Below are 22,844 nucleotides of genomic sequence, written 5' to 3'. Positions count from 1 at the left end.
AAACCCGTGAGCCTTTCTGAACTGCCGTGGGTTTGATCACCGTAACGAATGGGTCCTCGGGTCTGCGCAGTCGCTTCGCGCCTGCTCCGCCCGTGGATGACGAAGGTAAAAGCGCGCCATGAGCAAGCCCCAGAACCCCGTCCAGATGGCCGTGATCGGCGCCGCTCACGGCATCAAGGGCGAATTGCGCGTCAAAACCTTTACCGGCGATCCGCTGGCGCTCGCCGATTACGGGCCGCTTTACGCAAGGGACGGCCGCGCCTTCCAGATCATCGACATAAGGCCCGCCAACACCGTGGTCGTGGTGCGCTTCAAGGGTGTCAGCGACCGCAACGCGGCCGAGGCGCTCGCCGGCACGGAGCTGTTCGTCGATCGCTCCATGCTGCCCGATGACGGCGAGGAGGACGAATTCTATCATGCCGACCTGATCGGTCTGGAGGTTCGGGACGATACGGGAGCCGTCCTTGGCAAGGTCGTCGCCGTGCACAATTTCGGCGGCGGCGACATCCTCGATGTGACGCTGGCCGGACGCAAGGGCGTGTTGATCCCGTTCACGCAGGCCGCTGTGCCCGAAGTGTCCATCGCCGAGGGTTTTGTGCGCGTCAACCAGGCGGCGGCCGGACTGGTCGAGGACGAGGACGGCGAAGCGCCGCGCGAGGAAGGCTTCGACCCGAAGGGCAGGCCGCGCGGCCCGAGGGACGCCGGGGGCAACCGGTGAGCTTCTCCGCCTCCGTGCTTACGCTCTACCCGGAAATGTTTCCGGGTCTGCTTGGCCTGTCGCTGGCCGGGCGGGCGCTGGAGGCGGGTACATGGTCGCTGCAAGCAATCCAGATCCGCGACTTTGCAACCGACCGCCACCGCACTGTCGACGACACGCCGGCCGGCGGCGGCGCCGGCATGGTGATGCGCGCCGATGTCTTGGCCAGGGCGATCGACCATGCCTCGCCCGAAGGCGATTTGCGGCCACGGCTGCTGATGAGCCCGCGTGGAAAGCCGCTGACGCAGGCGCGCGTGCGCGAACTGGCCGCCGGGCCGGGCGCCGTCATCCTGTGCGGCCGCTTCGAAGGCATCGACCAGCGGGTGATCGACGCGCGAGGATTGGAGGAAGTCTCGGTCGGAGACTTCATTCTGTCCGGTGGCGAGCCGGCGGCGCTTGTGCTGCTCGACGCGGTCGTGCGGCTGCTGCCCGGCGTTATGGGCAATGCGGTGTCGGGTGAAGAAGAGAGCTTTGAAAACGGCCTGCTCGAACACCCGCACTACACGCGGCCGCAGGATTTCGAGGGCCGGCCTATTCCCGAGGTGCTGACCTCGGGCAACCACGGCAAGATCGCGGCGTGGCGGCGGGCACAGTCGGAGAAGCTGACGCGGGAACGGCGGCCGGACTTGCTCGGCTCTCCTCAGCCCTTGGCGAAATAGTAGAAAGCCAGGAACAGCCCGACCGCGACGACGAAGCCACGCACCACGTTCTGCGGCACGCGCTTGGCGATCCACACGCCGGCATAGCCGCCCAACGCGCCGCCGGGGATCATGATGATCGCTTGCGGCCAGGCGACGACGCCACCCGAGACGAAGACGACGATGGCGACCGCTGCGATGACCATGGCCAGCATGTTTTTCAGCGCGTTCAGGCGGTGGTAGTCGCCGGCCTGGGTCAGGCCGAGCGTCGCCAGCATCATCACGCCCATGCCGGCCCCGAAGAAGCCGCCATAGATGGCCGTGACGAACTGCGCCAGCGAGCCGGCCAACGAGCCCACAGAAGCCTCATGCCCCGGCTTGGGTGCGGGCTTCAGCCACGGCCCGGCGGCGAACAGCGCCGTCGCGGCCAGCAGCAGCCACGGCACCAGGACGCGAAATGACGGATTGTCCAGCGCCAGCAGGATGAGTGCGCCGGCCAGTGCGCCGAGCGCCGATATCAGGCAGAGCAGCAGGGCGCCACGCCAGAAATGGCGGATGTCGTCCCGGTAGGCCAGCGTCGAGGTGATGTAGCCGGGGAATTGCGTCACCGAGGAGGTCGCGTTGGCGACGATCGGCGGCAGGCCGACCAAGGTCATGGCACCGAAGGTGATGAAGGTGCCGCCGCCCGCGACCGCATTGGCGGCGCCGGAAAGAAAACCCGCCATGAATAGCAGGACCGCGTCGAAAAAGGACATGAGGATGCCGCCGGAGAACTATGGTTGCCCCGCCTTAGGCAGCTTGAAGGGCCCTTGCAACCCGGTAGTGGACAGATACGATGGTGCACGCGAGCAAAAAAGACGCGGCCAAGACGTGACAAAGCGTCGAAATAGCTGTATGTGCCCGCCGAACCGGGAGAAATCTGCCGGACCCGTCAACAATGGCGGTGTAGTCGCCCCTGCCCGATGTTTTCGAACAAAGGGCATAGCCGAGCGGTCATTGGAACTGCAAGGCGAGCGCCGGGCGCTCTGACTGTCGGAAGAACAAGAAGTGGATTATTGAGATGGATCTCATCCGTCAGATCGAGGCCGAACAGGCCGCCAAGATCGAAGCAAAGCGCAAGCTTCCCGAATTCCAGCCCGGCGACACCGTGCGCGTCCAGGTCCGCGTGACCGAAGGCACCCGCACCCGCGTCCAGGCATATGAAGGCGTCGTCATCGCCCGTGCCGGTTCGGGCTTCCAGGAAAATTTCACCGTCCGCAAGATCTCCTACGGCGAAGGCGTCGAGCGCGTGTTCCCGGTGTTTTCGCCAATGGTCGAAGGCGTCGAGATCGTGCGTCGCGGCAAGGTGCGTCGTGCCAAGCTCTATTACCTGCGCGACCGTCGCGGCAAGTCGGCCCGTATTTCGGAGAACACCGGCGTGCGCGCCCGCAAGCTCAACGATGAGGAGCGCGATGCGCTGAACGCCGAGAAGGCGCGCATCGAGGCCGAGAAGGTTGCCGCCGCGCAGGCGCTGGCCGCCGAGACGGCCGCCAAGGAAGCCGCCGAGAAGAAGGCCGCCGACGAAGCCGCCAAGGCTGCGGAAGCCGCTGCCGCCGAATAAGGCTTTCGACAGACATTTCTGAAAGGCGGCTTCGGCCGCCTTTTTTCGTTTCGGAGCCCGCCCTTTGCCACATGCGGGCTTCCAAAGCGGGATTGACTTCTATAATACGGTACACAAATTAATCGTGTACAAGCTAATTTTGGAGACTTGATATGACCGCCCTCTATTCGACCCAGGCTCGTGCCGTCGGCGGCCGCGCCGGCCACGTCCAGACCGATGACGGCCTGCTCAGCCTCGACCTCGCAATGCCGAAGGAGCTTGGCGGCAAGGGTGGTGCCACCAATCCCGAACAGCTTTTCGCCGCCGGCTATGCCGCTTGCTTCGAAAGCGCCATGCGGTTTCTCGCCGGCAAGCAGAAACTCCCGCTGCGCGATGCCTCGGTGACGGCCACTGTCAGCCTCCATCCCAACGGCCAGGGCGGTTTCCTGCTCGGCGTTTCCCTGGCGGCCGAGACGAAAGGTCTTGATCAGGCGGCCGCCGAAGCGCTTGTATCGGCAGCGCACCAGATCTGCCCCTACTCCAACGCAACCAGGGGCAATATCGAGGTGGCGATTTCGGCAAAGGCGACATGACGGCGAAAACCAAAGACACGGCCAACCAGGTCCCGGCGGGTGATGCTGGGGCAAGCGCGGTCCCAAGGCTCAGCGACCAGCTCTGCTTCGCGCTCTATTCGGCGAGCGGATTGATGACGAAGCTCTACCGGCCGTTGCTCGATCCGCTTGGCCTGACCTATCCGCAATATCTGGCCATGCTGGCGCTGTGGGAGCGCGCGCCGAGCACGGTGGGCGAGCTCGGCGAGGCGCTGGGCCTCGATTCGGCGACGCTGACGCCGCTGCTCAAGCGGCTCGAGGCCGGCGGCCTGGTTACGCGCCGGCGCGATCCTGCCGACGAGCGCCGCGTGCTGGTCGAGCCGACAGCCAAGGGCCAAGCCTTGCGCGAGCGCGCCAGGGACATCCCCGCCGCCATGCTCTGCAGCATGCCGCTCGACCCAGCCGAGTTGAAGTCGCTGCATGGCACGCTGACCCGCTTCGTCGCCGGGCTGCGCGAGGCCGATGCCGGAGCGCCGCAGCGCGGCTGATCGGCCACGGCAAGGATCGTTCCCCAGAATCCCGGCCGAAAGTATCTATTTGCGTTTTTCGCCGGCCGTGGCGCAGCGGAGCGTCTTGCATGGCGCTTGCGGAGAGCTAAAGTCGGCGCCGGATTCCTTTGCAAGCCCGGCCCGTGTCCGGGCGCTTTCACTTCCGGGGAGTGTGTCATGACAAAATCGAAACTGCTGCTGGCCGGCCTGCTTGCCGTCATGCTTGCGCCCGTTGCCGCCTTCGCCCAGGCGCTGCCCGATCTCGGCGGCAAGAAAGTGGTGGTGGTGACGGAAAACGCCTATCCGCCGCTACAGTTCATCGATGCCAAGACCGGAAAACAGATCGGCTGGGAATATGACGCGATGAACGAGATCGCCAAGCGGCTGAATTTCACCGTCCAGTACCAGAACACGTCCTGGGACGCGATGATCCAGGCGGTTTCCGACAACCAGTACAACATCGGCATGACCGGCATCACCATCAAGGACGACCGCAAGCAGAAGGTGGATTTCTCCGACCCCTATATGCGCTCGGAACAGTTCATGTTGGTGCGCGGCGACGAGAGCCGCTTCACCGACGCCAAGACCTTCGGCGCCTTCAAGGACGGGCTGATCGGCGCGCAGGCCGGCACGACGCCCTTCTACACCGCTGTCTACAGCGTGCTGGACGGCAATGAGCAGAACCCGCGCATAAAGCTGTTCGAGACGTTCGGTGCCACCGTGCAGGCGCTGAAGACTGGCGACGTCGATGTGGTGCTCACGGACGGCACTGCGGGCAAGGGCTATGTCGACGCTTCCGAGGGCAAGCTGAAGCTGATCGGCGGCCCGCTCGGCACCGAGGATTTCGGCTTCATCTTTCCCAAGGGCTCCGACCTGGTGAAGCCTGTCAACGCCGCGATCGCCGCGCTCAAGGCCGACGGCACGTTCGATGCGCTGAACAAGAAATGGTTTCTTGATTACAAGATGGGGCAGTAGTTCGTCTTGATGCGGGCGGTGCGCGTGCGGGAACTCGCGCTGAGTTTGCGCTTGAACGCCCCCCTCTGCCCTGCCGGGCATCTCCCCCTCAAGGGGGGAGATTGGCAGCTTGGCCTTCGTCCCACATGCAGCATCGATGAAGATTGGCGAAGGCCGATGAGACATCTGATCTCCCCCCTTGAGGGGGAGATGTCCGGCAGGACAGAGGGGGGCGCCTTGGCGCCTGCCTTGCGCACTATGCACCTCGCCGGCCACGCCTGATGGCCCCCCCACCATCCTCCGTCAAACCTGAATTCCCCTGGTGGCTGGCCGCCGCCCTTGTCCTTGCCTTGGCCGCCGCGCTCGCCATCGCCGCCAGCGATCTTTATGCCCAGGTCTTCGCCACTGTCGCCAAGGGCATCGGCGTCACCGTCTTCGTCACCATTGTCGCCTTCGCGCTGGCCTCGATCATCGGCCTCGGCATCGCGCTGATGGGATTGTCGGGTTCGCAGTGGCTGCGGCAGATCGCGCGTTTCTATGTCGAGATCATCCGTGGCGTACCGATCCTGGTGCTTTTGTTCTGGATCGCGTTTGCCGGCGCACCGGCTTTCGTCGCAGCCTGGAACGCGCTGACCGCGCCGCTGCAGAGCACCGGCTATCTCGGCGAGTTGCAGGTGCGCGACGTCTCGCTCTTGTGGCGCGCCGTCATGGCGCTGACCATCGGCTATTCCGCCTTCATCTCCGAAGTGTTCCGGGCCGGCATCCAGGCGGTCGAGAAGGGCCAGATCGAAGCGGCCAAGGCGCTCGGGCTCACGCGGGCGCAACGTTTCCGGCTCATCGTCTTTCCGCAGGCGATCCGTACCATCCTGCCGCCGCTCGGCAATGACTTCGTCGCCCTGGTCAAGGATTCCTCGCTGGTCTCGGTGCTCGGTGTCGCCGACATCACGCAGATGGGCAAGGTCTATGCCGCCGGTTCCTTCCGCTTCTTCGAGACCTATTCGATAACAGCCTACATCTATCTCATCCTGACCGTCGGCTTGTCTTTGGCGCTCCGGGCGCTGGAACGGCGGTTGCGCCGCCAGCATCAGGAATAGTCTTTCGGCAAGGACGGCGTTACGCTCCGGTTGCGCACTGGAGGAGGAGCATGCCCATGAACGTCGACAAGGCCAATGCTGCGCTGGATTCGGTCTATACGGCCGATACGCCCGAAACCCTGGCGCAGGCCTATGCCGCATGGGCCGCGACTTATGACAGCGAGACCGCCTCGCTCGGCTATCTCCTGCCGTTCCTCATCACCGCCTGGGTGGCGCGCCACGTGCCTGCGGGCGAAGGGCCGCTGCTCGACGCCGGCTGCGGCACCGGCCTGTCCGGGCCGTCGCTGAAGGCGCTGGGCTACGGCGATATCGCCGGGCTCGACCTGTCGGACGACATGCTGAAGATCGCCGGCAGCCGCAACGCCTATGGCGAGCTGAAGCAGGCAATGCTGGGCGGCCCGCTGCCCTGGCCCGACGGCCATTTCCGCGCCTTCTTCTCGACCGGCGTGTTCACCATCAGCCATGCGCCGGCTTCCGGCCTGCACGAACTGGTGCGCGTCACGAAGAAAGGCGGCCACGCCATCTTCACCGTGCGCGACCAGGTGTTCGAGAGCGGTGGTTTCCAGGCCGTCTTCGACGAGCTGGAACGGACGGGAAAATGGCGGCTGATGGAGCAAAGCCCGTGGTTCCGCTGCTATGCGATTGCCGAGCCGGATGCGCTGGTGAAGACGTTTGTCTTCGAGGTGCTTTGAACCGCGGGTCCGCCAAGCTTGGTGCGCATCCCCCGGAGGCGTGGACGCGAGGACGAGGAACCCAGGTCCCGCGCAGCCACCGCCAATTGCCGAAAAGCCAAAACATTGCTATCTACCCCGCCATGGAAGAGCTTTTTGGCGATCCGGCCTACAAGGGGTTCGTGCTGCAGGACAGAAAACGCCTGCCGTCGCGCTTCTCCGCGCGCGTCTGTGGCGCGCCGACCAGCCGACTTACGCGGGCCGACTGATCAACTCGTTTCGCCTGACATCTCGGCGTCTGCCCTTCCCTTTCTCATATCGACGGATTTACGCACATGAGCGCACCGCGCACCCTCTATGACAAGATTTTCGACGACCACGTCGTCGACCGCCAGGACGACGGCACCTGCCTGCTCTATATCGACCGCCACCTCGTCCATGAGGTGACCAGCCCGCAGGCCTTCGAGGGCCTGCGCATGAGTGGCCGCAAAGTCCGTCATCCCGAAAAGACGCTGGCCGTGGTCGACCACAACGTCTCGACCTCGCCCGAGCGCAAGTTCGGCATCAAGAACGAGGAAAGCCGCATCCAGGTCGAGGCTCTGGCCAAGAACGCCAAGGATTTCGGCGTCGAATATTATTCCGAGAATGACATCCGCCAGGGCATCGTCCACATCATCGGGCCGGAACAGGGTTTCACCTTGCCCGGCATGACCATCGTCTGCGGCGACAGCCACACCTCCACCCACGGCGCCTTCGGCGCGCTGGCGCACGGCATCGGCACGTCGGAGGTCGAGCACGTGCTGGCGACGCAGACGCTGATCCAGCGCAAGGCCAAGAACATGCTGGTGCGCGTCGACGGCCAGTTGCCGGAAGGCGTCACCGCCAAGGACATCATCCTCGCCATCATCGGCGAGATCGGCACCGCCGGCGGCACCGGCTATGTCATCGAATATGCCGGCGAGGCGATCCGCTCGCTGTCGATGGAAGGCCGCATGACGATCTGCAACATGTCGATCGAGGGCGGCGCGCGCGCCGGCCTGATCGCACCCGACGAGACGACCTTCGCCTATGTCAAGGACAAGCCGCGCGCGCCCAAGGGCGCCGCCTGGGACGCCGCGCTCGCCTACTGGAAGACGCTGCAATCCGACGAAGGCGCGCATTTCGACAAGGTGATCGTGCTCGATGCGGCCAAACTGCCGCCGATCGTCTCCTGGGGCTCTTCCCCGGAGGATGTTGTCTCGGTGCAAGGGATTGTGCCGAACCCGGAAGACATCACCGACGAAAACAAGCGCACCTCAAAGCAGCGCGCGCTCGACTATATGGGCCTGACGCCGGGAACGAAGATCACCGACATCGCCCTCGACCGTGTCTTCATCGGCTCCTGCACCAACGGCCGCATCGAGGATCTGCGCGCCGCCGCCAAGGTGGTCGAGGGCAGAAAAGTCAATCCGCGCGTCAACGCCATGATCGTGCCGGGCTCCGGCCTGGTCAAGGAACAGGCCGAGGCCGAAGGGCTGGACAAGATCTTCCTCGCCGCCGGCTTCGACTGGCGCGAGCCGGGCTGCTCGATGTGCCTTGCCATGAACGACGACCGGCTGAAGCCACATGAGCGCTGCGCCTCGACCTCGAACCGCAATTTCGAGGGCCGGCAAGGCTTCAAGGGGCGCACCCATTTGGTGTCGCCGGCCATGGCTGCGGCGGCGGCGATCGCCGGCCATTTCGTCGATATTCGCGACTGGAAGTAAACCGCGGCTGGTTCGATCGAAACGCAAGGGCCCGGACCGCGATGCGATCCGGGCCTTCTGCTTGAGCGTCCAGAGCATGTTGGAGCTTCACCGGTCGTCGCGGCGGATGATCTCGTGGAACTGCTCGCGGCGCCCCGGTTCTTCGGCGGCGACCACCAGGGCCAGCCCGCGTTCATCGAAGAGTTTGAACCATTCGTCCCACTCGACCAGCTCATAACCTCCGGCATTGATCGGGCGCTCCGGCTGGTCTTCGTCCTCATAGGCGTGCTGGCCGAATACCAGCCGCAGCATCGCCTGCGTGCCGGCCTCGGGCGACACGTCGACAATGGCCGGAAAGCCGGCGCGTGACGCGGCCCATGAACGGATTGCCTCGTGATCGGTCAGGGTGATTGTATCGGCCATTATCGGTTCCTCTTCTGCGCTGGACAAACGCAGGTCCGGCGCGCCGGTTCCACGTCACGCTCCGCACCCGCGTGACACATATTCGCTTTCGCTTAACCGCTTGTTTGGGCTTGCGCCCTAAGGTCTTCCCCGACGTCAAGCGAGGGGAAGTCACGGTCCTTTGGACACCGGCCTGCTGATAGCGTTGTTAAACCCGACGATCGCGCTGGCCCTCGGCGCGGCGTTCCTCGTGCTTTGGTTCTATCAGCGCCACCGTCCCTATCTGGCCGTGCTGGCGGTAAGCTATTCGCTTGCGGCGGCCGGGTTCCTGTTCCAGCATTTCACGCTGCCCGTTGGCTTGGCACCGTCGAAGCTGCTCTCCAATCTATGCTTCTGCGTTGCCGGATCCTGCCTGGCCGGCGCGATCGTGGCGCGGCATGGCCGGCGAGTGCCCTATGCCGGGCTTTGCGTCTTGGCGAGCGGCGGCATGGCCGCCTTTTGCTGGTTCCTGTTCGTCCAGCCGGACCTGACATGGCGGGTCCTCGTCATCAATTTCGCGCTCGGCGGCATCAGCCTGGTGGCAGCCGCCGAATTGCGCAAGGTGCGTGGCAATGGCCCGACGGAAAAGATCCTGTTCGTCCTGGCGTTGCTCGCGGGGCTGAATTTCTTCGTGCGCACGCTTGCCGTCATCGTCGCGCACGGGCCTTTCGCGACTTATGACGAGCTCTATACATCCTCCTATTGGACGACGGCGTTGCTGTCGCACGCGCTGCTGTCGCTGCTGATCGCGCTTTGCCTGTTCTCCGCCGCCGCGCTCGACGTGATGAAGGCGTTGAAGGTCGAAACCTACACAGATCCGCTGTCTCGCCTCCTCAACCGGCGCGGCTTCGAGCAACGGGCGGCACTGCTCTTGCAACGCTGCGCGGCGGCGAAATTGCCGGTGGCCCTTGTGCTGGCCGATCTCGACCACTTCAAGGCGCTCAACGACCTGCATGGGCATGCCGCGGGCGACCGGGTGATCGCCGACTTCGCCGCCAAGCTTCGCGCCGCCGCCGGTACGCGCGGTGAGGCCGGACGTATCGGCGGCGAGGAATTCGCGGTGCTCCTGCCCTTGACCGATCTTGCCGCCGCGCGGCTGCTCGCAGAGGCCGTGCGCGTGGCCTACTCGGCCGGCGGCGTCGACGGACTTCCGCCCGGCACCAAGGTCACCGCCAGTTTCGGCGTGGCGGCGCGCAGCGGCGACGAAGCTCTGGAGCCGTTGATGCGCCGCGCCGACGAGGCCCTCTACAAGGCCAAGAAGAACGGCCGCGATAGCGTGCGCCTGTCCTATGAGCGGCCGGAAACGCTGTTCGTGCCGGAGCCGCTCAAAGCCGGCTGAAGGCGATCGGCCGACGCCTTCATCATCCAGGACCCGCGCCGCACCGCTTCGTTCCTTGCTTCGCCCTGAAGGGCGATGGCAACCATCCTTCGGCCAATCTCCGAGGCGTGCGCGAGCCTTCCGATATGACCTGACGTTAACTTCTTTTTCGCCCGTCGATGGTTTGCTGCCGTCAGGGGCTTGGGAAATCATGGGCGGCGCGGACTTCATCCTTGTCATCAATCTGTTCGTTGCCGGGCTGCTGGCGGCGGCCTTCATGGCGATTGCCGTCTATGGCATCGGACGCGTCTCGGCACGCTGGCTGGCGTTCGGTTATGTGCTGGGCATGGCCTATTTCGTCGTGGAATTCAGCATCCCCGCCTTCGACAATGCGCGGCTGGTGGTCGTCGCAGCCTTTGCCGTTTTCCTTGGCGCCACCATCGCCTTCAACGGCGGGCTTGCGCATAGATACGGCGTGACGCCGCCCTGGTCGGCGATGCTCCTGGTCCTGGCCGTTGCGTCTGTCGCGGTCTATTTCGCCCAGGATCTGCCGCGCCAGTCCCTTGTCAGCAAGATGGCCTACCAACTGCCCTACGCCGTCATGCAGCTTACCGGGTTCGGCATTGTCTGGTCGTCCAGGCAAAGGCGTGACCGGCTCGATCGGATGCTGATGGCGGTGCTGGCGGCCAGCGCCATGCAGTTCGCCAGCAAGCCATTCATCGCCGATGCGCTTGGCGGCCGCGGCGCCGCCCCGCAATCCTATCTGCAGACCAGCTATGCCCTGGTATCGCAATCGCTCGGCACCGTGTTCGGCGTGGCGCTGGCCTTGCTGGCGCTGGCCATACTGGTGCGCGACGTGCTCGCCGAGGCGACGTCGAAATCGGAAACGGACACGCTGTCGCGGCTCCTCAACCGCGGCGGCTTCGAGCGTCACGCCGAGACGGCGCTGGGGGACGCGGCGCGCCGGGGCGTTCCAGTCGCGCTGGTCATCGCCGATCTCGATCACTTCAAGTCCATCAACGACAATTACGGCCATGCCTCGGGCGACCGGGTCATCGAGGCCTTTGCCCGCTTCCTGCGTGAGGCCGCGACCGACCACCATGTCGCCGGTCGTATAGGCGGCGAGGAGTTCGCCATCATCCTGCCCGGCACCCACCTTGCCGCCGCGCGGCTGTTCGCCGAAGGCGCGCGCAGCGCCTTCGGGACGCTGCCCATCGACGGGCTCCCCGCCGACAATCGCTGCACGGCGAGCTTCGGCGTCGCCGAACTTCATGCCGGCGAGCATTTTTCCGACCTGATGCGACGTGCCGATGAAGCGCTCTATCAGGCCAAGGATGCCGGGCGCGACTGCGTGCGCGTTTCCGCCGGGCCAGCCAGGCCAGAGGCCGTGGCGCTGTTCAGCGGCAGGGGCTGAGCTCGGGCATTTCGCCGTCGGAGAGGCCATACATATAACTGCGCCCCTTCACGAACACCGGCGGCCGATAGCAGTCGCCATAGCCCGACATCTCGTCAGCCCCGTTCTCGTAGATCACCTTGGGCTGGCCGGCGCTGGTATAGTCGGACAGCTGCTTGGCGAGCTTGCCTTCGCCGACGAGGATGCGCTTGTAGCCGGCGGCACTGTCGATGACGAGATTGCCGAAGGAATCGGCGTAGACCCGATCCTGGTGGCGTCCGTCCGCCAGCGCCGGCGCGGCGAAGCCGACGGCCAATACCGCCACTGTGAGCACTGCAAGGCGCGATCTGCCCGAATTCGAACGCATGGCGTCCTCCATGTTGGAGACAAAGCCTCCTCGAATCGGAAATTAACCTTTTCTTAACCTTTGTTAAGAGGCTGGCGCGGTTCTCACCCATGTCTTGATAAACATGGTTAACGAGGCACATGACGCGATCGTGATCGACGGTCGCGAGGCGCTGGTGATGAAAGCGGGCTCGGCGCCGCTGACCCGCACCCGCTGAGCCGAAGCCCGCGCCCGCCACATATATGCTGCACCGCAGCGAGAACGGGCCGGCTTGGCATCGTCGACGCCTAATCGATTGAAGCCCGGACCTGCCTTTTAATCAGACTAAATTACGTTTTCGAAACGGTTTTCTGGCTTTGACGCGGTGCAAAAAGAGCATTAGAAACCGGCTGTCCGAAGTCGCAACCGGAAGCGGCAATGCCGCATTTCCACCTGAGGCTCCAGGAACGCCGAACTGGGGGAGCCATGAGCAAATCACCAGCCACCCGCGAATTCGCCAGACGTGAACGGCCGCTTTCGCCGCACCTCAGCGTGTACCGGCCGCCGATCACCATGACGATGTCGATCATCCATCGCATCACCGGTGGCGCGCTCTATTTCGGCACGCTCCTGGTCGCGATATGGCTGATGGCGGCGGCGAGCTCGCAAGCCACTTTCGATTGGGTGAGCTGGGCCTTCGGAACCTGGCTCGGACGGCTGATCCTGTTCGGCTACACCTGGGCGCTCATGCACCACATGCTGGGCGGCGTGCGCCACCTGATCTGGGATACCGGCGCCGGTCTCGAAAAGCATACCGCCTCCAAGATCGCCTGGGCGACCCTGGCCGGCTCGGTCCTGCTCACGCTGCTGATCTGGATCGCCGGCTATATGGCGCGAGGAGCCTGACCATGAGCACTGGAAGGACCGACATGCGCACGCCGCTGGCGAAAGTCCGCGGCCTGGGCTCGGCCCGCGAAGGCACCGGGCATTTCTGGCGCCAGCGCCTCACGGCAATCGCCAACATCCCGCTGATCCTATTCTTCACCGGGTTCCTGGTCGCGCTCAACGGCGCCGGTTATGCGGAGGTGCGGGCAGCGCTCGCCAACCCGCTCGTGGCGCTGATGATGGCCCTTGTGCTCATCTCGCCGCTTTATCACATGCGGATCGGCATGCAGGTGATCATCGAGGATTACGTGCATGGCGAAGGCATGAAGCTGGCGCTGATCGCCCTCAACACTTTCTTCACCGTAGCGGTCGGCGTGGCTTCGCTCTTCGCCCTGCTCAAACTGGCATTCGGAGGCTGACGTTTTGGCCAAGGACGCGAAAGAAGCCAATACGGCAGGCTATACCTATGTCGACCACAAATTCGACGTCGTGGTCGTCGGTGCCGGAGGCGCGGGACTGCGCGCTACGCTGGGCATGGCCGAACAGGGCCTGCGCACCGCCTGTATCACCAAGGTTTTCCCGACCCGCTCGCACACGGTGGCGGCGCAGGGCGGCATTGCCGCTTCGCTTTCCAACATGGGCCCGGACTCCTGGCAGTGGCACATGTACGACACCGTCAAGGGTTCGGACTGGCTGGGCGATGTCGACGCCATGGAATATCTGGTGCGTGAAGCGCCGGCCGCCGTCTACGAACTCGAGCACTACGGCGTGCCGTTCTCGCGCACGGAAGAGGGCAAGATCTACCAGCGGCCGTTCGGCGGCCACATGATGAATTACGGCGATGGCCCGCCCGTGCAGCGCACCTGCGCGGCCGCCGACCGCACCGGCCACGCCATCCTGCACACGCTCTACGGCCAGTCGCTGAAGAACAACGCGCAGTTCTTCATCGAGTATTTCGCGCTCGACCTGATCATGGAGCCGGACGGTACATGCACCGGCGTCGTCGCCTGGAACCTCGACGACGGCACCATCCACCGTTTCTCGGCCAAGATGGTTGTGCTGGCGACAGGCGGCTATGGCCGCGCTTATTTCTCGGCGACGTCGGCCCACACCTGCACCGGCGACGGCGGCGGCATGGCCGCGCGGGCGGGGTTCCCCTTACAGGACATGGAGTTCGTGCAGTTCCACCCGACCGGCATCTACGGGGCCGGCTGCCTGATCACCGAGGGCGCGCGCGGCGAGGGCGGCTATCTCGTCAATTCCGAGGGCGAGCGCTTCATGGAGCGCTACGCGCCGTCGGCCAAGGACCTTGCCTCGCGCGATGTCGTCTCGCGCTGCATGACGCTGGAAATCCGGGAAGGCCGCGGCGTCGGCAAGAACAAGGACCATATCTTCCTGCACCTCGATCATCTCGATCCGGCGGTGCTGCACGAGCGGCTGCCCGGCATCTCGGAATCGGCGAAGATCTTTGCCGGCGTCGACCTCACCAAGGAGCCGATTCCGGTGCTGCCGACGGTGCACTACAATATGGGCGGCGTGCCGACCAATTACTGGGGCGAGGTGCTCAACCCGACGATCCTTAATCCCGATCGGGTCTCGCCCGGCTTGATGGCGGTAGGCGAGGCCGGCTGCGCCTCGGTGCACGGCGCCAACCGGCTGGGATCGAACTCGCTGATCGACCTGGTCGTGTTCGGCCGCGCGGCGGCGATCCGTGCCGGCCAGGTCATCGACCGCAAATCGGCGATCCCGTCGCCCAACCAGGCCTCGGTCGACAAGATCATGGACCGCTTCGACCGGCTGCGCCACGCCAACGGCTCGACGCCGACGGCGGTTCTGCGCGAAAAGATGCAGCGCGCCATGCAGGAAGACGCGGCGGTGTTCCGCACGCAGGAATCGCTGGAGAACGGTTGCAAGCGCATTTCGCAGATCTGGGGCGAGCTCAAGGACATAAAGGTTTTCGACCGCTCGATGATCTGGAACTCCGACCTGGTGGAGACGCTGGAGCTGGAAAACCTGATGGCCAACGCCATCACCACGGTCTACGGCGCCGAGGCCCGCAAGGAGAGCCGTGGCGCGCACGCGCGGGAGGATTTCTCGGCCCGTGACGACGCCAACTGGCGCAAGCACACGCTCGCCCATCTGAGCGAGACCGGTGAGGTGACGCTCTCCTATCGTCCGGTGCACACCGAACCGCTGCTGGCCGAAAAGGACGGCGGCATCAGTCTCGCCAAGATCGCGCCCAAGGCCAGGGTGTATTGAAATGACGTCCAGCCGCGTCATCCGAAAGGACCTGAGGTAATGGTCGAACTCACGCTCCCCAAGAACTCGAAGATCCAGCAGGGCAAGACCTGGCCGAAGCCGGAAGGCGCGACCAATCTCAGGGAATATCGCATCTACCGCTGGTCGCCGGATGATGACGAGAACCCGCGCATGGACACATATTTCGTCGACATGGACGATTGCGGGCCGATGGTGCTGGATGCGCTGCTCTGGATCAAGAACAAGATCGACCCGACGCTGACCTTGCGCCGCTCCTGCCGGGAAGGCATCTGCGGCTCCTGCGCCATGAATATCGACGGCTCCAACACGCTCGCCTGCACCAAGGGCTGCGACGACATATCGGGTGCCGTCAAGATCTACCCGCTGCCGCATATGCCCGTCATCAAGGACCTGGTGCCCGACCTCACCAATTTCTACGCCCAGCACGCCTCGATCGAACCGTGGCTGAAGACGGTCTCGCCGCAGCCAGCGAAGGAATGGCTGCAGAGCCACGAGGAGCGCGAGAAGCTCGACGGGCTCTACGAGTGCATATTGTGCGCCTGCTGCTCGACCTCGTGCCCGAGCTACTGGTGGAACGGCGACCGCTATCTCGGCCCGGCCACCTTGCTGCAGGCCTATCGCTGGCTGATCGACAGCCGCGACGAGGCCAAGGGCGAGCGGCTCGACAATCTCGAGGACCCCTTCCGGCTCTATCGCTGCCACACCATCATGAACTGCGCGCAGACCTGCCCCAAGGGCTTGAATCCGGCCAAGGCGATCGCGGAAATCAAGAAGATGATGGTGGAGAGAAGGGTTTAGGCGCTCGCTCGCGGCAATCTTGAACGCAGCGATCCTTCGCGCCCCCTTTCTCCGGCAGGACAAAAGGGGCGCTGTCTTGCCAGCTTCAAAAAGGATTGCAATCCAATGACGGACCTCCCCATCCTGTCTCCTCCCGAAGCGCGTGTGCTCGGCTGCCTCATCGAGAAGAAGGAGCTGACGCCGGACGTCTATCCGTTGACCCTCAACGCAGCGCTTGCCGCCGCCAACCAGAAGACGGCGCGCGAGCCCGTCATGGCGCTGGAGCAGACAGAGGTGCACCGGGCGCTGAAGCTGCTCGAGCAGAAGGGGCTGGTGCGGCAGATGTTCGGCTCCCGCGTCGAGCGCTACGAGCACCAGATGGCGCAGCGCTTCTCGCTGACCACGCCTCAGACCGCCTTGGTCGGTCTGCTTTTGCTGCGCGGGCCGCAGACGGCGCATGAATTGTTGGCACGCAGCGAGCGCATGGCAAGGTTTTCATCGATCGAGGATTTGCGCGGTGAACTCGATATGCTGATCGGCCGTCGACCGCCGCTCGTTCAGGAAATCCCGCGCGGTCCAGGCCAACGCGAGGACCGCTATGTGCATCTCCTCGCCGGGCCGGTTGACGTTGCCGCCCTGTCGGCGCAGCGCACTGCATCGGCCGTGCCCGCTTCCGACCTCGAAGCGAGAGTGGAGGCGCTGGAGCAGGAAGTCGCAGCCCTTCGCGCCCGGCTCGACGCGCTGGGCGCCTGAGCGGTCGGGCGTGTCCGGCGCGACCATGCGCGCCGGGATGCCGGGGTCTCAGCCGAGCCTGGCGTCGAGCGATACGTTGATGGCGCCCAGCGCTTTGGAAACAGGGCATTCGGCCTTGGCCTTCTCGGCCAATTCCTTGAACTTCGCCGCGTCGATGCCGGGCACCTTGCCGACAAGGGTGATCGCGCTGCCCGTGATGCCGGTGCCGGGAACCAGCGTCACCACGGCCTTGGCGTCGAGTTCGGCTGCCGGGGTGCCGTTCTCGGCCAGGAAATGCGACAGCTGCATGGCGTAGCAGCCGGCGTGCGCGGCCGCGATCAGCTCTTCCGGATTGGTGCCGGATTTGCCGCTCTCGTCCTCGAAGCGTGCCTTGAACGAATAGGGCGTGCCGTTCAGGGTCCCGCTCTGGCTGTCGAGCGTGCCTTTGCCGTCCTTCAGATTGCCCTTCCAGACGGCGGTTGCGGTGCGGTCCATGAATTCCTCCTTGGTTGTCGTGAACTTGTCCAGGTGAGCCCAGCGTCCGGCCAACTATAACGCGGGCATGCGCGAAGACCACTGCGCTGTTTGGACCACGGCGTGATGACGGTTCATTCCTTTCGAAAAAAAAACTGCGTGCAAAAATGTCGGCTTCCATTCGGCCCGGCCGTCCTGCGGGCGACCACGGGATTGTGGCCGGATGGAGGTTCACATGGACAATCTGTTTTTCGCAATATGGAAGACCCCGGGCCGCAAGGCTCAACGACGGCAAGACTTCTGGCTGGAGCCACCGCCGTCCGGTGTCCGCAGGCTGCTGGCGGCTGTCGCCATCATCGCGGTCGCGGCATGCCTTCTCGACCATGCGGCAGCGGTCGAAGGCAAGGCTGACACGCTCGTCGCCGCATCCTATGATTCATCGCAGCAAGGGAGCGCGAAATGAAATATGTCTGCCTGGTCTATGGTGAGGAGAAAGACCTCTACGCGCTCACCCCGGAAGGATCGGCCAAGCTCGACGCCGATTCGCTGGCCTATGACCGGTCCTTGGACCAACAAGGCAAGCTCATCGTCGCGCAGGCGCTGCAATCGGTGAAGACCTCGAAGACCGTGCGCCGTCGCAAGGGCAAGCGGCTGGTCACCGACGGCCCGTTCGCCGAAACCAAGGAGCAGTTGCTCGGCTTCGTCATGATCGAGGCGAAGGACCTCCAGGAGGCACTGGACATCGCCGGCGGCATTCCGCTGGCCGAACTCGGCACGATCGAGGTCCGGGCGATCTATGACGTGCCCGGGTCATAGATGGCGCGGCGGGTCAGATCGCCTCGCCCTTCAAAAGGCGCGGCGTGCCGGCTGAAAGCCCCGACGCCTGGCGGATGAAGAATTCCTTCAGCCGCGGCATGCGTTCGACCAGGCCGAGGCCGATGTCGCGCACTGCGCGCAGCGGACCGATGTCGTTGGAAAACAGCCGGTTCAGCACATCTGTCGTGACGCCCATCTGCACCGTGTCGAAACGACGCCATTGCTGGTAGCGCTCGAGCACGTCGAGCGCGCCGATATCCTGGCCCAGCCGGTCGGCCTCGACGATCACCTCGGCCAGGGCGGCGACATCCTTGAAGCCGAGATTGAGGCCCTGGCCGGCAATCGGATGGATGCCGTGGGCGGCATCGCCGGCAAGCGCCACGCGCGGCGCGACGAAGGCGCGCGCGATGGTAAGACCCAGCGGCCAGGCGCGCGGCTTGTCGGCGACGCGGATCTCGCCAAGCTTGAGGCCGAAACGCTGTTCCAGCTCATGCTCGAAGAGGAGGTCGTCGCCGGCGACCAGCGTCTGAGCATCTTCCGACCGCTCGACCCAGACGATCGACGAGCGGTTGGAGCCGTCCGCGCCCGGCTTCAGCGGCAGCGTGGCGAAGGGGCCGGCGGGCAGGAAATGCTCTTCGGCACGGCCGTTGTGGGGCCGTTCATGTGCCACGGTGCAGACGATGCCGGACTGGCCGTATTCCCACTTCACCGTCTTGATGCCGGCCATGTCACGCAGCTTCGAATTGACGCCGTCGGCGGCGACCAGCAGCCGCGCCTTCAGCGTCGCGCCGTCGGCTAAATGCACGGTGATGCCTGCACCATTGGTTTCGAACCCTTGCACGGCAACGCCTTCGATGATGTCGACGCCGAGCTTTTCGGCGCTGCGGCGCAAGGCGCCGTTCAGCACCCGGTTGGCCACCATATGTGCGAAGGGCTCGCCCGACGCCACCTCGCCGTCGAAAGTGAGGAAGACCGGGCGCACAGGATCGGCGGCACGCGAATCGGTGATGATCATCTCGGTGATTGCCTGCGCTTCCGGCGCGATCTCGGCCCAGACGCCGAGCCGCTCGAGCATGCGGCAGGCGGCCGCCGCAATGGCCGAGGCGCGCCCGTCCCTTTGCCAGGAGCCGGGGGGTGCGGCATCGACCAGGGCCACGGCAAGCTCCGGTTGCGCCTGTTTCAGCGACACGGCGGCAGCCAGGCCGACATAGCCGGCGCCGGCGACCAGAACATCGAGCCCGGACCTGGTTTTCGCCTCTGCCTTGCCTTCCATGGTCTTCGCTCCTTGCAAGCCAGCCTGCCATCCGCCCTTGACGGCCCGTCCTTCCTGTCGGAAACCCGCCGAGGAAATCTTGAGGCGAGGTCACGACACATGACGGCGGCCATGGACGAGCTTCTGCGCATTCTCGACCTCGAGAGGCTGGAACACAATCTGTATCGTGGTCGCAGCCCCCAGGTGGAGTGGCAGCGCGTGTTCGGCGGCCAGACCATCGCCCAGGCGCTGGTGGCGGCGCAGCGGACCGTCGAGCCCGACCGCTACGTGCATTCGCTGCACGGCTATTTTATGCGGCCGGGCGACATCAAGGTGCCGATCATCTACGAGGTCGACCGCATCCGCGACGGCGGCTCCTTCACCACCCGCCGGGTGCTGGCGATCCAGCACGGGAACGCGATCTTCTCGCTGGAAGCCTCGTTCCAGGTCGATGAGAAGGGGCTGGAGCACCAGTTCGCTTTGCCCGACGACGTGCCGCCGCCGGAAGGGCTGAAGACGCAGCGCCAACTGCTCGAAAAGGCCGACCGGGTGCCGGAAGCGGTGCGACGCTTCTGGGCGCGCGAGCGACCGCTGGAGCTCAGGCCGGTCAATCTCCAGCACTATGAAAGCCGTGACAAGCTGCCGCCCCGGCAGAATGTCTGGATCCGCCTCGCCGGTCCCGTCCCAGACGACCGCGCGCTGCAATCGGTGTTGCTCGCCTATCTCTCCGACATGACGCTGCTCGACACCTCGACCTTCGCGCATGGGCGCGGGCTGTTCGATCCCGACATCCAGGCGGCCAGCCTCGACCATTCGATGTGGTTCCACCGCCCGCATTCGCTCGACGGCTGGCTGCTCTACGCGCAGGACAGCCCCTCGAGCTCGGGATCGCGCGGATTCAGCCGCGGCACGCTTTATGCCCGCGACGGCACGCTGATCGCCTCGATGGCCCAGGAAGGCTTGATCCGGCTCAAGCGTTGAGCAGTCCTTTCGACCAAAGCCCGCCAAATAGGCGTTTTCTGAAAACTGCTTAATTATTGAGCAGAAGCTGTGCCGCGCTCATCGGTACGGTGCGATCGCCGGTGCGTCAATTCCTTTGTTTACAACCAGTTAACACGCTGCTTCGGCAATTGGCACGGAGCTTGAATCCTCGTCGGCACTCTCCGGCTCCTCGGGATCGGTGAAGGTGTGCAAACGCGGGGGACCGCAACAGCAAAAGGGTGAAACCTTATGAAAATCGTGATGGCAATCATCAAGCCGTTCAAGCTCGACGAGGTACGCGAAGCGCTTACCGCCGTCGGCATCCAGGGCCTGACCGTCACCGAAGTCAAAGGCTACGGGCGTCAGAAGGGGCACACGGAAATCTATCGCGGGGCGGAATACGCGGTCAGTTTCCTGCCGAAGATCAAGATCGAGGTCGCGGTCAGCGCCGACATGGTCGACAAGGCCGTGGAGGCCATCACCGCGGCCGCCAAGACCGGTCAGATCGGCGACGGCAAGATCTTCGTTTTCGGCATCGACCAGGCGGTGCGCATCCGCACCGGCGAAACAGACACCGACGCGCTCTGAAGCGGCGAACACGTATTCCAATGGAGAGTTCAATGAATATTCCTTCCACCTTGAAGAAGACGGGACGCGCCGCCCTTTTTGGCTCGCTCGCTCTCGCAGCGTTGGGCAGCGTCGCCGCCCTCGCGCAGGAAGCGGCTCCGGCCGCGGCTGCCGCCGCCCCGGCCGCTCCCACCCCGGTGCTCGACACCGGCAACACCGCCTGGATGCTGACTTCGACGGCGCTGGTGCTGATGATGACCATCCCCGGCCTGGCACTGTTCTACGGCGGCATGGTGCGCAAGAAGAACGTGCTTGCCACCGTCATGCAGAGCTTCGCCATCACCTGCCTGGTGACGGTGCTGTGGTTCATGTTCGGCTATTCGCTGGCCTTTTCCGACGGCGGCGGCATGAATGCCTATCTCGGGGGCTTCTCGAAGTTCTTCCATCACGGCATCACCACCTCGACGCTGTGGGCGCCGGGCGTGGCCAACATTCCTGAATTCGTCTTTTCGATGTTCCAGATGACCTTCGCCATCATCACCCCGGCCCTGATCGCCGGCGCCTTTGCCGAGCGCATGAAGTTCTCGGCCCTGCTGATCTTCATGGCGCTGTGGCTGCTGGTCGTCTATGCGCCGATCGCGCATTGGGTCTGGGGCGGCGGCTTCCTCGGCGCTGCCGGCGTGCTCGACTTCGCCGGCGGCACGGTCGTCCATATCAATGCCGGTGTCGCGGGTCTCGTCTGCGCCCTGGTCCTGGGCAAGCGCGAAGGCTACGGCACCACCAACATGGCGCCGCATAACCTGGTCTATTCCGTGATCGGCGCTTCGCTGCTGTGGGTCGGCTGGTTCGGCTTCAACGCCGGTTCGGAACTCGCCGCCGACGGCCTCGCCGGTGCCGCGATGCTCAACACCCAGGTTGCCACCGCGGCAGCGGCGCTGGCCTGGATGTTCGCCGAATGGATCGTCGCCAAGAAGCCCTCGGTGCTCGGCATCATCTCCGGCGCCGTCGCCGGCCTTGTCGCGGTGACGCCGGCTTCCGGCTTCGTCAACCCGACGGGCGCCTTCATCGTCGGCATCGTCGCCGGCGTCGTCTGCTACATCTCGGCGGTCAAGGTAAAGCACATGTTCGGCTATGACGACTCGCTCGATGCCTTCGGTGTCCATGGCGTCGGCGGCGTGGTCGGCGCATTGCTGACCGGCGTGCTCGCCGACCCGGCAATCAACAGCCTCTCCTCGGGCGCGTCGATCGGCAAGCAGCTCTACGGCATCATCTTCACCATCCTGTGGACGGCAATCGCCACCTTCGTCATCCTCTACATCGTCAAGGCGCTCGTCGGCCTGCGTCCGTCGACCCAGGAGGAGGTCGAGGGTCTCGACATCAGCCAGCACGGCGAAGTGGTGCCGTAAGGCCTCTTTGCCATGGGACCGGCGGACCTCCTCCCGCCGGTCCCATCTCTTTCGGTAATCACGTACGGAAAACCGCTGCACGTCTTCCGGAACTGTTTTGAAATCCCGTCGTGACGCTCCGCAAGGTGCTCACGCCTTGAGGCCCGGATCGCTCCGGGCCTCTTTTTTTGGAGCCCGTTTGGTTGGACGAGCGCAATCACGTTCGCGTGATTGAGATTTTCGAGGAAACATCGGCCGTCTTGGCATCGAACTCCCGGGCACGACCACTGTTCGGCGGTCGTTGCAAACAATAGGGAAGGAAATTATCCAATGAACGTCAAGAATATCTGTCTCGGCGCGCTCGCTCTTTCCATGGTCAGCGGCATGGCATTTGCCGGGGCTCTCGACGAACCCGACAATATGGCCCCGTTCTTCACCGATTCCAGCATGAAAACCATGAAGCCGATGGCGGAATTCAAGACCGCTTTCATGGCCATGCCAATGGAAAAGCAGGATGCGATGAAGAAGGAATGCCAGGACGCGGCGATGAGCAAGCCGCACGCCGAGTTCTGCGCCAACGTCCAGGCGCTCGGCGGAGCCAACTGAGACCGCGGCGGATCAGGCCCACCGAGCCTGGTCATCCTGCCGTTGCCGATGCAGAAATGGCGGGCCGTGAGGCTCGCCATTGTTATTTGCGGCAGG

The 22,844-nt window shown here is 64.5% G+C and carries 27 protein-coding genes; 22 read left to right on the top strand and 5 right to left on the bottom strand.

Translation table 11 applies throughout. The features are described 5' to 3' along the window. Positions 1-118 precede the first annotated feature (118 nt). Together rimM and trmD are read left to right on the top strand one after the other, a co-directional pair. Positions 119-718 carry a ribosome maturation factor RimM gene (rimM, locus tag FJ946_RS09905; RefSeq protein ID WP_140492758.1) on the top strand — a complete coding sequence of 200 codons (600 nt, stop codon included), beginning with the start codon at positions 119-121 and terminating at the stop codon, positions 716-718. After that, a complete protein-coding gene (gene trmD / locus FJ946_RS09900; protein ID WP_140492755.1) occupies positions 715-1,416 on the top strand; it encodes a tRNA (guanosine(37)-N1)-methyltransferase TrmD in 702 nt (233 codons plus the stop codon). The genes rimM and trmD overlap by 4 nt, the downstream gene beginning before the upstream one ends. Here the strand turns inward: trmD and FJ946_RS09895 are convergent. Continuing rightward, positions 1,398-2,150, bottom strand: a complete 753-nt coding sequence (locus FJ946_RS09895) for a sulfite exporter TauE/SafE family protein (RefSeq protein ID WP_140518089.1) — start codon at positions 2,148-2,150, stop codon at positions 1,398-1,400. The genes trmD and FJ946_RS09895 overlap by 19 nt on opposite strands. 305 nt (positions 2,151-2,455) lie before the next feature. On the opposite strand from FJ946_RS09895, the gene rplS reads away from it, so the two are divergent. From rplS to leuC, 7 genes are all read left to right on the top strand, one after another. Continuing rightward, complete coding sequence (rplS, locus tag FJ946_RS09890; protein WP_140518090.1) at positions 2,456-2,995, top strand: 50S ribosomal protein L19; 540 nt, start codon at positions 2,456-2,458, stop codon at positions 2,993-2,995. Between the two features lie 152 nt (positions 2,996-3,147). Next, positions 3,148-3,567 carry an organic hydroperoxide resistance protein gene (locus FJ946_RS09885; RefSeq protein ID WP_140492746.1) on the top strand — a complete coding sequence of 140 codons (420 nt, stop codon included), beginning with the start codon at positions 3,148-3,150 and terminating at the stop codon, positions 3,565-3,567. Further along, positions 3,564-4,073 (top strand): MarR family transcriptional regulator, encoded by a 510-nt coding sequence (locus FJ946_RS09880; RefSeq protein ID WP_140563956.1) that lies wholly within the window; start codon positions 3,564-3,566, stop codon positions 4,071-4,073. Before FJ946_RS09885 ends, FJ946_RS09880 begins: the two co-directional genes overlap by 4 nt. A 177-nt stretch (positions 4,074-4,250) precedes the next feature. Continuing rightward, complete coding sequence (locus FJ946_RS09875) at positions 4,251-5,048, top strand: transporter substrate-binding domain-containing protein (RefSeq protein WP_140563955.1); 798 nt, start codon at positions 4,251-4,253, stop codon at positions 5,046-5,048. Positions 5,049-5,308: 260 nt separating this feature from the next. Next, complete coding sequence (locus tag FJ946_RS09865) at positions 5,309-6,121, top strand: amino acid ABC transporter permease (RefSeq protein ID WP_140492737.1); 813 nt, start codon at positions 5,309-5,311, stop codon at positions 6,119-6,121. 56 nt (positions 6,122-6,177) lie between these two features. After that, positions 6,178-6,813 (top strand): class I SAM-dependent methyltransferase, encoded by a 636-nt coding sequence (locus FJ946_RS09860; protein ID WP_140554845.1) that lies wholly within the window; start codon positions 6,178-6,180, stop codon positions 6,811-6,813. 314 nt (positions 6,814-7,127) lie between these two features. Next, positions 7,128-8,537 (top strand): 3-isopropylmalate dehydratase large subunit, encoded by a 1,410-nt coding sequence (gene leuC / locus FJ946_RS09850; protein ID WP_140518096.1) that lies wholly within the window; start codon positions 7,128-7,130, stop codon positions 8,535-8,537. Between the two features lie 87 nt (positions 8,538-8,624). On the opposite strand, the gene FJ946_RS09845 is transcribed toward leuC, so the two are convergent. Then, on the bottom strand, positions 8,625-8,939 hold the full coding sequence (locus FJ946_RS09845; RefSeq protein ID WP_140492726.1) for a hypothetical protein: 315 nt from the start codon (positions 8,937-8,939) through the stop codon (positions 8,625-8,627). Between the two features lie 160 nt (positions 8,940-9,099). On the opposite strand from FJ946_RS09845, the gene FJ946_RS09840 reads away from it, so the two are divergent. Both FJ946_RS09840 and FJ946_RS09835 read left to right on the top strand, forming a co-directional pair. Continuing rightward, a complete protein-coding gene (locus tag FJ946_RS09840) occupies positions 9,100-10,296 on the top strand; it encodes a GGDEF domain-containing protein (protein WP_140563954.1) in 1,197 nt (398 codons plus the stop codon). Between the two features lie 190 nt (positions 10,297-10,486). Then, the gene (locus FJ946_RS09835) at positions 10,487-11,689 is read left to right on the top strand and encodes a GGDEF domain-containing protein (protein WP_140563953.1); all 1,203 of its coding nucleotides are present in this window, start codon (positions 10,487-10,489) and stop codon (positions 11,687-11,689) included. Here FJ946_RS09835 and FJ946_RS09830 read toward each other — a convergent pair. Next, the gene (locus tag FJ946_RS09830; RefSeq protein ID WP_140524669.1) at positions 11,673-12,035 is read right to left on the bottom strand and encodes a hypothetical protein; all 363 of its coding nucleotides are present in this window, start codon (positions 12,033-12,035) and stop codon (positions 11,673-11,675) included. The genes FJ946_RS09835 and FJ946_RS09830 overlap by 17 nt on opposite strands. Positions 12,036-12,479: 444 nt before the next feature. Here FJ946_RS09830 and sdhC point away from each other — a divergent pair, with 444 nt between their 5' ends. From sdhC to FJ946_RS09805, 5 genes are all read left to right on the top strand, one after another. Next, the gene (gene sdhC, locus FJ946_RS09825; protein WP_140518100.1) at positions 12,480-12,899 is read left to right on the top strand and encodes a succinate dehydrogenase, cytochrome b556 subunit; all 420 of its coding nucleotides are present in this window, start codon (positions 12,480-12,482) and stop codon (positions 12,897-12,899) included. Between the two features lie 2 nt (positions 12,900-12,901). Continuing rightward, the gene (sdhD, locus tag FJ946_RS09820; RefSeq protein WP_140563952.1) at positions 12,902-13,297 is read left to right on the top strand and encodes a succinate dehydrogenase, hydrophobic membrane anchor protein; all 396 of its coding nucleotides are present in this window, start codon (positions 12,902-12,904) and stop codon (positions 13,295-13,297) included. A 4-nt stretch (positions 13,298-13,301) separates the two neighbouring features. Further along, positions 13,302-15,137, top strand: a complete 1,836-nt coding sequence (sdhA, locus tag FJ946_RS09815) for a succinate dehydrogenase flavoprotein subunit (protein ID WP_140518102.1) — start codon at positions 13,302-13,304, stop codon at positions 15,135-15,137. Positions 15,138-15,176: 39 nt separating this feature from the next. Continuing rightward, positions 15,177-15,956: a succinate dehydrogenase iron-sulfur subunit gene (locus tag FJ946_RS09810; RefSeq protein ID WP_140563951.1), complete on the top strand. Its 780-nt coding sequence runs from the start codon at positions 15,177-15,179 to the stop codon at positions 15,954-15,956. 105 nt (positions 15,957-16,061) lie between these two features. Continuing rightward, the gene (locus FJ946_RS09805; protein WP_140559263.1) at positions 16,062-16,688 is read left to right on the top strand and encodes a DUF480 domain-containing protein; all 627 of its coding nucleotides are present in this window, start codon (positions 16,062-16,064) and stop codon (positions 16,686-16,688) included. A 48-nt stretch (positions 16,689-16,736) separates the two neighbouring features. Here FJ946_RS09805 and FJ946_RS09800 read toward each other — a convergent pair whose 3' ends face one another. Continuing rightward, complete coding sequence (locus tag FJ946_RS09800; protein ID WP_140492697.1) at positions 16,737-17,162, bottom strand: OsmC family protein; 426 nt, start codon at positions 17,160-17,162, stop codon at positions 16,737-16,739. 214 nt (positions 17,163-17,376) lie between these two features. Between FJ946_RS09800 and FJ946_RS09795 the strand changes: the two genes are divergently transcribed. Next, positions 17,377-17,604: a hypothetical protein gene (locus tag FJ946_RS09795; RefSeq protein WP_140550699.1), complete on the top strand. Its 228-nt coding sequence runs from the start codon at positions 17,377-17,379 to the stop codon at positions 17,602-17,604. After that, entirely contained in the window at positions 17,601-17,957 is a 357-nt protein-coding gene (locus tag FJ946_RS09790) for a YciI family protein (protein WP_140492691.1), read from the top strand. Before FJ946_RS09795 ends, FJ946_RS09790 begins: the two co-directional genes overlap by 4 nt. Before the next feature lie 13 nt (positions 17,958-17,970). Here the strand turns inward: FJ946_RS09790 and FJ946_RS09785 are convergent, their stop codons facing one another. Then, positions 17,971-19,230: a ubiquinone biosynthesis hydroxylase gene (locus tag FJ946_RS09785; protein ID WP_140563950.1), complete on the bottom strand. Its 1,260-nt coding sequence runs from the start codon at positions 19,228-19,230 to the stop codon at positions 17,971-17,973. Between the two features lie 99 nt (positions 19,231-19,329). Between FJ946_RS09785 and tesB the strand changes: the two genes are divergently transcribed. The 4 genes from tesB (at position 19,330) to FJ946_RS09765 (ending at position 22,748) form a co-directional block, all read left to right on the top strand. Beyond that, a complete protein-coding gene (tesB, locus tag FJ946_RS09780; protein ID WP_140524665.1) occupies positions 19,330-20,190 on the top strand; it encodes an acyl-CoA thioesterase II in 861 nt (286 codons plus the stop codon). Positions 20,191-20,439: 249 nt separating this feature from the next. After that, the gene (locus FJ946_RS09775; protein WP_013528889.1) at positions 20,440-20,778 is read left to right on the top strand and encodes a P-II family nitrogen regulator; all 339 of its coding nucleotides are present in this window, start codon (positions 20,440-20,442) and stop codon (positions 20,776-20,778) included. A 32-nt stretch (positions 20,779-20,810) separates the two neighbouring features. Continuing rightward, entirely contained in the window at positions 20,811-22,163 is a 1,353-nt protein-coding gene (locus tag FJ946_RS09770) for an ammonium transporter (protein ID WP_140563949.1), read from the top strand. 309 nt (positions 22,164-22,472) lie between these two features. Then, entirely contained in the window at positions 22,473-22,748 is a 276-nt protein-coding gene (locus FJ946_RS09765; RefSeq protein WP_140513949.1) for a hypothetical protein, read from the top strand. Positions 22,749-22,844: the final 96 nt, after the last annotated feature.

This window comes from Mesorhizobium sp. B2-4-7 (assembly GCF_006442685.1).
Classification (GTDB): Bacteria; Pseudomonadota; Alphaproteobacteria; order Rhizobiales; family Rhizobiaceae; genus Mesorhizobium.
This window is presented reverse-complemented; position numbering and strand designations above follow the sequence as displayed.